The following is a 4,270-nucleotide window of genomic DNA, read 5'->3' as shown; positions in this document are numbered from 1 at the left end:
ATCATAAGAAAATAGACTCACATCCACAACTCTAAATAGTAAAAATTCCGCCGCCGAACCACTATATTTATAACCTCCGTTGAATATTCACCCCTCTTTACAGCATTTTAAATGAGCGTAGAATCCACCGCGCTTTCTATTTTCCCCTATTTTCAATAAGGTTATCAATTATGTTTGCCGTATATGAATCCTATAAAGCCGGTCTGCTACGACCAAAACAGTGGCTAAATAATATCAGTGCAGGTTTGATTGTAGGGGTTGTCGCTCTGCCACTGGCAATGGCATTTGCTATTGCTTCTGGCGTGAAACCGGAGCAAGGGATATACACCGCCATTATTGCAGGCGTTATCGTTTCACTGTTTGGCGGCTCGCGAGTGCAGATAGCCGGCCCAACGGGCGCTTTCATCGTGATACTTGCTGGAATTGTTAGCCAGTATGGGGTCAGCGGGTTGCAGATAGCCACTATGATGGCCGGTGTGATTCTATTGGTTCTGGGGGTCGCAAAACTCGGTAGCATCATCCGCTATATTCCTGACCCCGTAATCGTCGGCTTCACCAGCGGTATCGGTGTCATTATCTGGGTTGGGCAATGGCAAGAATTCTTCGGCCTCCCCAAGATCGAAGGTGAGCATTTTCATCAAAAATTAGTGTCTATTTTCCATGCCTTTCCGCAGATGGATTGGGCCACCACAAGCCTTGCATTATTTTCACTCACGCTGGTTATCTTCGGCCCTAAGATCCCGAAACTCTCGAAAGTACCAGGGCCGCTGCTTGCTCTCGTCACCGTTACCGTGTTGCAATATTTTGTTGGCTTTGAAGGGATCCGCACGATTGGATCGGCTTTTGGAGGCATACCTCAAGGACTGCCAGAGTTTTCGCTTCCAGAAGTTAGCTTCTCTCAAATTATTCTATTGATTGGCCCTGCTTTTGCGATTGCCATGCTAGGTGCGATTGAATCATTGCTTTCGGCGGTGGTCGCCGATGGTATGGCGGGCACCAAACACAACTCAAACCAAGAATTAGTCGGCCAAGGTATCGCTAATATCGTTGCTCCTCTCTTCGGTGGTATTGCAGCAACAGGCGCCATTGCACGTACTGCAACCAATATACGCAACGGGGGGACAAGCCCACTTTCGGGCGTGGTGCACTCGCTCACTCTGGTCATTATCCTTATTGCACTTGCACCATTAGCCGTCAATATTCCACTGGCAGTACTCAGTGCGATTTTGTTCGTCGTAGCATGGAACATGAGTGAAGTTCCCCACTTTATTAAATTGGTTAAACGTGCACCCAAAGCCGATGTGGTTATTTTGTTGCTAACATTTGGATTAACCGTGTTTGCTGACTTAGTTGTCGCCGTCAACATCGGGGTGATCATCGCTACCCTTCACTTTGTAAAACGTATGGCATCTAGTGTTGAGGTAAAAGCCAATACACACCATGAGCTCAGTGCTGAGCTGCTTCGTCATGGGCAAACTCAGTTACCAAGAGAGCTCGCCGTTTATGCCTTAGAAGGCCCATTTTTCTTTGCTGCGGCTGAAACCTTTGAGCGTGTGATGAGCAGCATTCAAGAGCAGCCAGAAATTTTAATTATTCGCCTTAAATGGGTTCCATTTATGGACATTACTGGCCTGCAATCCATTGAGGAAATGATCGAAAACTTCCATAAAAAGAATGTGCAAGTGTTGATCTCTGGTGCAAATACTCGTGTTGCAATGAAACTGAAAAAAGCGGGTATTGTTGATTTGGTCGGTGAAGATAATTTCTTTAGTCAATTCGATGATGCGCTTAGCGTTAGCCTACAACGTTTGAATATCAGTACGGCTCAATAAAGCTCATTGGACCTATACATTTTTGGCCTTTAGCCTCCGGTTAAAGGCCTTTGACAGACCCGTCCCTCTTACCTTAATCACCCAATTTTCCGCAGCCCTCCTTAACTCTTTTTAAAACGCACACCTCAACCACCAACAGATTATTAACCAATGCAACAATAACAAAACAAATGACCATGTTATCTGAGAATAACAGCTCTTTTGTTTGAATACTTAACCTTGATTAATGAATAGTATTGCAAGCCATCTTAAAAATAGATATTCTTGCCTGCAATGACTAAATAGAGCTATTTAGTGCATTTTTATGCCACCAGTTGGTGACTATTGACCCGCAGTAATACGAGACACGACATGCAAGATAACGCTCAAACTATTGAAGCTCCTGTAGCACCAACACAAAGTAGCTTTTGGATGTTTTTCATCCCTTCGTTAATTGGTCTATTTTTGTTTATGGCGCCAATTAGCTACCAAGGTGACTTAACCATTCCAGTTGCCGTCCTTGCTAAATCTATCCAAGCTATTTTGGGTGATTACCTTGTTGCAATAGTGACAGTGATCATCGCCTTTATGTCTGCAGCTTCCATTTTATGTAAAATTTTTCAACCTGCATTCATTACAAAGAGTCCTTTCTTAAATGGGCTTTTTAATCCATCTGCTCTTTGGTTAGCCGTCCGTGTATTTGGTGGTATCGCCGTCATCATGACGTTTTTCCAAATCGGCCCTAAGGCTATCTGGGAAGAAAACACTGGCGGTATGGTTCTTGAGGGTTTATTACCCACTTTATTTTCTGTATTTATTTTTGCAGGGCTTTTGCTGCCTTTACTGCTTAACTTCGGGCTACTGGAGCTATTTGGTAGTTTATTAAGCAGAATCATGCGTCCAGTTTTCAACCTTCCAGGCCGTAGCGCAATCGACTGCATGGCTTCTTGGTTGGGCGACGGTAGTGTCGGTATTTTGCTGACCAGCAAACAGTACGAAAGCAAATTCTACACACAGCGTGAAGCCGCTATTGTTGGTACAACGTTTTCTGCCGTTTCAATTACCTTCAGCTTAGTCGTTATTGCGCAAGTTAAGCTAGAGCATCTGTTCCTACCTTTTTATGGCACCATTTGCCTTGCAGGCTTTGTTGCAGCGATCATCATTCCTCGCCTGCCACCATTAAGTTTCAAAAAGAACACTTATATTGATGGTACCTCTCCAGCTAAAGATGCCGATGCAGTTCCAAGCGGACATACCTCGTTCTCATGGGGGATGGAATTAGCACTGGCGAAAGCAAGCCAAGTTAAATCTGCGAAATCGATCTTCGCTGAAGGCATGCGTAACGCTGTTGATATGGTGTTTGGTGTGCTACCTGTCGTGATGGGCTTGGGTACTCTGGCTCTGATTGTTGCGGAATACACCTCTGTATTTTCTGTATTGGGCCAACCGTTTATTCCTTTTCTAGAATTACTTGGTGTACCTGAGGCTGTTCAAGCATCTCAAACCATTGTGGTCGGCTTTGCGGATATGTTTATTCCCGCGATTCTTGCAGCTTCCATTGATAATGAAATGACACGTTTCGTGATTGCAGCCATGTCAGTGACTCAGTTGATCTATATGTCTGAAGTGGGTGCGTTAATGTTAGGCAGCAAAATTCCTGTCAACATCCTTGAGCTGTTTGTCATATTTATTCTGCGTACGCTCATTACACTGCCAGTGATAGCTGGTGTAGCACATCTCATTTTTTAGTAAACAATGCAGCAGTAACGGCACTAATAACATTTCAATATGCAAGTCCCCACTTATGTGGGGATTTTTTTGTTCTAAACTAAAGATTGATTCGACCAAATTAACAGAAATATAAATAGAAAATAATTTCATTGATTAAATTATCACCTTATACTTTTAGCCTATGCTCTAAGAAAAAAGCAGAAGTAAATAAGGTAGTTTATGATGAGATGGATAACCGCTTTACCACTTATTTTTTTCAGCTTATTTGTTCATGCTGCAAGCTTAACTATTACCCTCCCAAACCAAGATCGGGTTACTTATTCTCTTGCACAATTGGCAGAGATACTGCCTCGTGAAACCTTCACGACTCAGCTTCCTTGGTTACCAAAAGAAAATACTTTCACTGGTTTTAAAGTTATTGATTTAATTAATCATTTGCAAGTTGGACAGGTTTCTTCTGTATCATTTTTGGCCATTAATGATTACGCCGCTAATATTGCAATTGAAAACTTAACTCGCTATGAACCCATTATTGCGTATCACATGAATGGCGATGAAATGAAAATAAGAAACAAGGGGCCATTTTGGCTGATCTACAATCTAGATAAATATCCACAAATAGATAATGACATTTATTACACCCAAATGGTGTGGCAGTTAGAAAAACTATTGATTCACGGTAAATAATGAATTTTACAAAACACAGCACTTTACACCCCTTGTTATAC

Annotated in this window: 3 protein-coding genes; all 3 read left to right on the top strand. The window is 42.6% G+C overall.

The window, feature by feature from the left end; all coding sequences use genetic code 11:
- Positions 1-170: 170 nt before the first annotated feature.
- Entirely contained in the window at positions 171-1,832 is a 1,662-nt protein-coding gene (locus tag B9J84_RS15805) for a SulP family inorganic anion transporter (protein ID WP_094124537.1), read from the top strand.
- A gap of 351 nt (positions 1,833-2,183) precedes the next feature.
- Positions 2,184-3,560 carry a YjiH family protein gene (locus tag B9J84_RS15800; protein WP_026027937.1) on the top strand — a complete coding sequence of 459 codons (1,377 nt, stop codon included), beginning with the start codon at positions 2,184-2,186 and terminating at the stop codon, positions 3,558-3,560.
- Positions 3,561-3,761: 201 nt separating this feature from the next.
- Positions 3,762-4,229 carry a molybdopterin-dependent oxidoreductase gene (locus tag B9J84_RS15795; protein ID WP_064626470.1) on the top strand — a complete coding sequence of 156 codons (468 nt, stop codon included), beginning with the start codon at positions 3,762-3,764 and terminating at the stop codon, positions 4,227-4,229.
- The last annotated feature ends 41 nt before the right edge of the window (positions 4,230-4,270 follow it).

Source organism: Vibrio sp. V03_P4A6T147 (genome assembly GCF_002241085.1).
Lineage (GTDB): Bacteria > Pseudomonadota > Gammaproteobacteria > Enterobacterales > Vibrionaceae > Vibrio > Vibrio anguillarum.
This window is presented reverse-complemented; position numbering and strand designations above follow the sequence as displayed.

Coding starts and splice junctions, on each gene's coding strand:
- B9J84_RS15805 (WP_094124537.1), top strand. CDS start 171: ATGTTTGCCGTATATGAATCCTATAAAGCCGGTCTGCTACGACCAAAA.
- B9J84_RS15800 (WP_026027937.1), top strand. CDS start 2,184: ATGCAAGATAACGCTCAAACTATTGAAGCTCCTGTAGCACCAACACAA.
- B9J84_RS15795 (WP_064626470.1), top strand. CDS start 3,762: ATGATGAGATGGATAACCGCTTTACCACTTATTTTTTTCAGCTTATTT.